Source organism: Vibrio sp. 1402 (assembly GCF_033340275.1).
In genome coordinates, this window is record NZ_JAWOWE010000033.1 from 1 (window position 1) to 6,232 (window position 6,232).

5 protein-coding genes and 2 pseudogenes are annotated in these 6,232 nt (G+C 55.7%); all 7 read left to right on the forward strand.

Annotated features, from left to right (window positions below):
* On the forward strand, positions 1-1,165 hold a 1,165-nt coding region (locus tag R7044_RS23740), incomplete at its 5' end, for an IS91-like element ISVsa3 family transposase (RefSeq protein ID WP_000320694.1).
* 345 nt (positions 1,166-1,510) lie between these two features.
* Entirely contained in the window at positions 1,511-2,023 is a 513-nt protein-coding gene (locus tag R7044_RS23745; protein WP_086371372.1) for a dihydrofolate reductase, read from the forward strand.
* An 82-nt stretch (positions 2,024-2,105) separates the two neighbouring features.
* A pseudogene (locus R7044_RS28660) lies at positions 2,106-2,441 on the forward strand (toprim domain-containing protein); the annotation flags it as partial.
* Between the two features lie 13 nt (positions 2,442-2,454).
* A pseudogene (locus tag R7044_RS23750) lies at positions 2,455-3,483 on the forward strand (IS91-like element ISVsa3 family transposase); the annotation flags it as partial.
* A gap of 30 nt (positions 3,484-3,513) precedes the next feature.
* Positions 3,514-4,398 (forward strand): DUF3363 domain-containing protein, encoded by an 885-nt coding sequence (locus tag R7044_RS23755; protein ID WP_001447541.1) that lies wholly within the window; start codon positions 3,514-3,516, stop codon positions 4,396-4,398.
* 216 nt (positions 4,399-4,614) lie between these two features.
* Positions 4,615-5,829 carry a chloramphenicol/florfenicol efflux MFS transporter FloR gene (gene floR / locus R7044_RS23760; RefSeq protein WP_000214122.1) on the forward strand — a complete coding sequence of 405 codons (1,215 nt, stop codon included), beginning with the start codon at positions 4,615-4,617 and terminating at the stop codon, positions 5,827-5,829.
* Between the two features lie 27 nt (positions 5,830-5,856).
* Entirely contained in the window at positions 5,857-6,162 is a 306-nt protein-coding gene (locus R7044_RS23765) for a LysR family transcriptional regulator (protein ID WP_001255015.1), read from the forward strand.
* Positions 6,163-6,232: the final 70 nt, after the last annotated feature.

Consider the following 6,232-nt stretch of genomic DNA (forward strand, 5'->3'; position numbering starts at 1 on the left):
GGTTGATGAAGTACTGCCTGAACAACCCATGCGTCAGTGGGTGTTGAGCTTCCCGTTTCAGCTGCGTTTCCTGTTTGCCAGCCGGCCCGAGATCATGGGGTGGGTGCTGGGCATCGTTTACCGCGTCATTGCCACGCACCTGGTCAAGAAAGCGGGCCATACCCACCAAGTGGCCAAGACGGGCGCGGTCACCCTGATCCAGCGTTTTGGATCGGCGCTCAATCTGAATGTTCACTTCCACATGCTGTTTCTCGACGGTGTGTATGTCGAGCAATCCCACGGCTCAGCGCGTTTCCGCTGGGTCAAGGCGCCGACCAGCCCAGAGCTCACCCAGCTGACGCACACCATCGCCCACCGGGTGGGTCGCTATCTGGAACGGCAAGGCCTGCTGGAACGGGATGTCGAAAACAGCTATCTGGCCTCGGATGCGGTGGATGACGACCCGATGACACCCCTGCTGGGGCACTCGATCACTTACCGTATCGCTGTCGGTTCACAGGCGGGGCGAAAGGTGTTCACTTTGCAAACTCTGCCGACCAGTGGTGATCCGTTCGGTGACGGGATTGGCAAGGTAGCCGGGTCCAGCCTGCACGCCGGCGTGGCGGCCAGGGCCGATGAACGCAAGAAGCTCGAACGGCTGTGCCGGTACATCAGCCGCCCGGCGGTATCCGAGAAGCGGCTGTCGTTAACACGAGGCGGCAACGTGCGCTACCAGCTCAAGACGCCGTACCGGGACGGCACCACGCACGTCATTTTCGAACCATTGGATTTCATTGCAAGGCTGGCCGCCCTGGTACCGAAGCCCAGAGTCAACCTAACCCGCTTCCACGGGGTGTTCGCACCCAACAGTCGGCACCGGGCGTTGGTCACGCCGGCAAAACGGGGCAGGGGCAACAAGGTCAGGGTGGCTGATGAACCGGCAACACCAGCACAACGGCGAGCGTCGATGACATGGGCGCAACGGCTCAAGCGTGTTTTCAATATCGACATCGAGACCTGCAGCGGCTGCGGCGGCGCCATGAAAGTCATCGCCTGCATTGAAGACCCTATAGTGATCAAGCAGATCCTTGATCACCTGAAGCACAAAGCCGAAACCAGCGGGACCAGGGCGTTACCCGAAAGCCGGGCGCCACCGGCTGAGCTGCTCCTGGGTCTGTTTGACTGACGAGCCTGAAGGCCAACGATACCAATCAAAATGCTGCGTTCACAGCGCCGCGGCAGGGATCCGCCGTGCTGGTTGTCGGAAAAGGAGCCGCTAGTGGGAAAGAGGAGGGTAAATTTTCAGCGTTGCTGGCTCCCCGTCAGCCGGATTGGGTTGCATCGCAGGGGTGTCGAAAGAGTCAACTGCGGTCCAAAGCTGTTGGACTTGGGTGAAAAGGGCGTTTATTCTTCCTATACGTATGATTCAAACTGCAGATGAGTTACATTTGAAAGAAAAGGTGAAAAAACCAATTGAGAAATTATTGCATGTGCTTAATGCCTCAAATAAAAAATTAATTATTCAATACCGATCATTATGAAACTATCATTAATTGTTGCCATGGATAAAAATTTTGGCATTGGTAAAGACAACGATTTGTTATGGAAATTGCCGGCTGATATGAAATTCTTTAAAGAAACTTCAACAGGTCATGTAGTAATAACCGGACGTAAAAATTATGAATCTATTCCTGAGAAATTTAGACCCTTGCCAAATCGTGAAAATGCCGTTTTAACTCACCAAATCGGCTATCAAGCACCAGGAGCTCATGTCTTTTTTTCACTTACTGAATGTTTAGAGTTCTATAAAAATGAAACCGAAAGAACTGTTTTCATCATTGGTGGGGGACAAATTTATGCAGAAGTTATGCAGCGAAACATCCTTCAAGAAATGTATATCACACAAGTAGATGGAGTGTTTGACGCAGATACTTTTTTTCCTAAATTTTCTGAATCTGAGTGGAATAGTGAAACTGTACTGAAACAGGGTATTGATGAAAAACACGCTTTTGCTTTTGAAATAAAAAAATATACACGTAAATAACTCTAAAACTTACTGTTTTTGTTGAAATGTTTTGTATGTAACGGTTTCAAAACTTCAACGACCTTACTAACTTTGCCTCCTTATGATTTTATGTATAGCTGAAAAACCTTCTGTGGCAAAAGATATTGCCGAAGTAATTGGTGCAAAACAACGCAACAACGGCTTTTATGAAGGAAATGGCTATTGGGTAACCTGGACTTTTGGCCATCTGTGTACATTGAATGAACCCCATGATTACAAAGAAAATTGGAAATACTGGAAATTGGAAGATCTGCCAATTGTACCTAAAAAATTTGGCATTAAACTAATTGATAACGATGGAGTAAAAAGGCAATTTGCTGTTATTGAAAAATTGGTAGCATCTTGTTCTGAAGTCATCAATTGCGGGGATGCCGGGCAGGAAGGGGAGTTGATACAAAGATGGGTATTGGCACCTGGTCAAGAAAGCGGGCCATACCCACCAAGTGGCCAAGACGGGCGCGGTCACCCTGATCCAGCGTTTTGGATCGGCGCTCAATCTGAATGTTCACTTCCACATGCTGTTTCTCGACGGTGTGTATGTCGAGCAATCCCACGGCTCAGCGCGTTTCCGCTGGGTCAAGGCGCCGACCAGCCCAGAGCTCACCCAGCTGACGCACACCATCGCCCACCGGGTGGGTCGCTATCTGGAACGGCAAGGCCTGCTGGAACGGGATGTCGAAAACAGCTATCTGGCCTCGGATGCGGTGGATGACGACCCGATGACACCCCTGCTGGGGCACTCGATCACTTACCGTATCGCTGTCGGTTCACAGGCGGGGCGAAAGGTGTTCACTTTGCAAACTCTGCCGACCAGTGGTGATCCGTTCGGTGACGGGATTGGCAAGGTAGCCGGGTCCAGCCTGCACGCCGGCGTGGCGGCCAGGGCCGATGAACGCAAGAAGCTCGAACGGCTGTGCCGGTACATCAGCCGCCCGGCGGTATCCGAGAAGCGGCTGTCGTTAACACGAGGCGGCAACGTGCGCTACCAGCTCAAGACGCCGTACCGGGACGGCACCACGCACGTCATTTTCGAACCATTGGATTTCATTGCAAGGCTGGCCGCCCTGGTACCGAAGCCCAGAGTCAACCTAACCCGCTTCCACGGGGTGTTCGCACCCAACAGTCGGCACCGGGCGTTGGTCACGCCGGCAAAACGGGGCAGGGGCAACAAGGTCAGGGTGGCTGATGAACCGGCAACACCAGCACAACGGCGAGCGTCGATGACATGGGCGCAACGGCTCAAGCGTGTTTTCAATATCGACATCGAGACCTGCAGCGGCTGCGGCGGCGCCATGAAAGTCATCGCCTGCATTGAAGACCCTATAGTGATCAAGCAGATCCTTGATCACCTGAAGCACAAAGCCGAAACCAGCGGGACCAGGGCGTTACCCGAAAGCCGGGCGCCACCGGCTGAGCTGCTCCTGGGTCTGTTTGACTGACGAGCCTGAAGGCCAACGATACCAATCAAAATGCTGCGTTCACAGCGCCGCGGCAGGGATCCGCCGTGCTGGTTGTCGGAAAAGGAGCCGCTAGTGGGAAAGAGGAGGGTAAATTTTCAGCGTTGCTGGCTCCCCGTCAGCCGGATTGGGTTGCATCGCAGGGGTGTCGAAAGAGTCAACTGCGGTCCAAAGCTGTTGGACTTGGGTGAAAAGGGCGTTTATTCTTCCTATACGTGCCGCGTTCCAGGCGGCGACTATGAGGGCTATGTCGATGCCCATGTGCGCCGGCTGGAGGCGCTACGCCGGGCCGGTATCGTCGAGCGGATCGACGCCGACCAATGGCGCATCCCCGATGATCTGGTCAGCCGTGCCGCCGCCCATGACGCCGGCCGAGACAGTCAGGCCAGCGTTCGCGTCCTTTCCCCGGTCGATCTGAACAAACAGATCGGATCGGACGGCGCGACCTGGCTGGACCGGCGGCTGATCCACGGCGAGACGGCCGACCTTGCGCCAACCGGCTTCGGGCAACAAGTCCGCGAAGCCATGGACCAGCGCCGCGAGCACCATATCGAACAGGGCGACGCCACCCGCAGCCGGGACAGCCGCGTCTTCTACCGGCGCAACCTTCTCGCCATCCTGCGGGAGCGCGAGGTAGCCGGCGTCGGATCGGATATGGCTTTGAGTAAGGGCCTGCCGTTCCGCGCCGCCACGGACGGCGAGAGCGTCAGCGGCAAGTTTACCGGAACCGTGCATCTATCGAGCGGCAAGTTCGCCGTGGTCGAGAAATCCCATGAGTTCACCCTTGTCCCGTGGCGGCCGATCATCGACCGCCAACTCGGCCGCGAGGTTATGGGCATCGTGCAGGGCGGGTCGGTGTCGTGGCAGTTAGGGCGGCAGAGGGGGCTGGAACGCTGAGTGCGCCCATGCCGCATTGCGAAGCAAAAGATAATCGGATAAAATGTAGCAATTCATATTCGTAAGCGTGGAGTAATCAGATGGGAAATTCCAAGTCAGCAGACAAGTAAGCCGCAACAACCAGTATTGTTGTTGCGGCGCTCTGTAAGGCTAGTCTCATCTGATTGCTGACGAGCAGACGTCGCCCGGTATTCCTTAATCGAGGGTTGATTCGTCATGACCACCACACGCCCCGCGTGGGCCTATACGCTGCCGGCAGCACTGCTGCTGATGGCTCCTTTCGACATCCTCGCTTCACTGGCGATGGATATTTATCTCCCTGTCGTTCCAGCGATGCCCGGCATCCTGAACACGACGCCCGCTATGATCCAACTCACGTTGAGCCTCTATATGGTGATGCTCGGCGTGGGCCAGGTGATTTTTGGTCCGCTCTCAGACAGAATCGGGCGACGGCCAATTCTACTTGCGGGCGCAACGGCTTTCGTCATTGCGTCTCTGGGAGCAGCTTGGTCTTCAACTGCACCGGCCTTTGTCGCTTTCCGTCTACTTCAAGCAGTGGGCGCGTCGGCCATGCTGGTGGCGACGTTCGCGACGGTTCGCGACGTTTATGCCAACCGTCCTGAGGGTGTCGTCATCTACGGCCTTTTCAGTTCGATGCTGGCGTTCGTGCCTGCGCTCGGCCCTATCGCCGGAGTATTGATCGGCGAGTTCTTGGGATGGCAGGCGATATTCATTACTTTGGCTATACTGGCGATGCTCGCACTCCTAAATGCGGGTTTCAGGTGGCACGAAACCCGCCCTCTGGATCAAGTCAAGACGCGCCGATCTGTCTTGCCGATCTTCGCGAGTCCGGCTTTTTGGGTTTACACTGTCGGCTTTAGCGCCGGTATGGGCACCTACTTCGTCTTCTTCTCGACGGCTCCCCGTGTGCTCATAGGCCAAGCGGAATATTCCGAGATCGGATTCAGCTTTGCCTTCGCCACTGTCGCGCTTGTAATGATCGTGACAACCCGTTTCGCGAAGTCCTTTGTCGCCAGATGGGGCATCGCAGGATGCGTGGCGCGTGGGATGGCGTTGCTTGTTTGCGGAGCGGTCCTGTTGGGGATCGGCGAACTTTACGGCTCGCCGTCATTCCTCACCTTCATCCTACCGATGTGGGTTGTCGCGGTCGGTATTGTCTTCACGGTGTCCGTTACCGCGAACGGCGCTTTGGCAGAGTTCGACGACATCGCGGGATCAGCGGTCGCGTTCTACTTCTGCGTTCAAAGCCTGATAGTCAGCATTGTCGGGACATTGGCGGTGGCACTTTTAAACGGTGACACAGCGTGGCCCGTGATCTGTTACGCCACGGCGATGGCGGTACTGGTTTCGTTGGGGCTGGTGCTCCTTCGGCTCCGTGGGGCTGCCACCGAGAAGTCGCCAGTCGTCTAACCGACGACTGGTAGCAGGCCCGCTCCGATGCGGCGCACTAACCATCGAAACCTCGTGAATGTCGGTATCCTGTCTGGCAGGATACCGCTCATTTCCCTTGTTCAGTTCATCGCCGTCGCCGAGCATCTGAATTTTCGGCATGCGGCCAAGGCACTTGGTATCAGCCAGTCGAGCGTCAGCGCGCGTGTGAAAGCGCTGGAGGATAACCTTGGTGTCCTGCTATTTGAGCGCCATGCGCGGGGCGTTCGGCTAACAGACGCAGGCAGGCACTTCATGGAGCGTGTCACGGCGGGTGTCGATCAACTCGATCACGCAGTGAAGACCGCGGAGTGACGGGCACTGGCTGGCAATGTCTAGCAACGGCAGGCATTTCGGCTGAGGGTAAAAGAACTTTCCGCTAAGC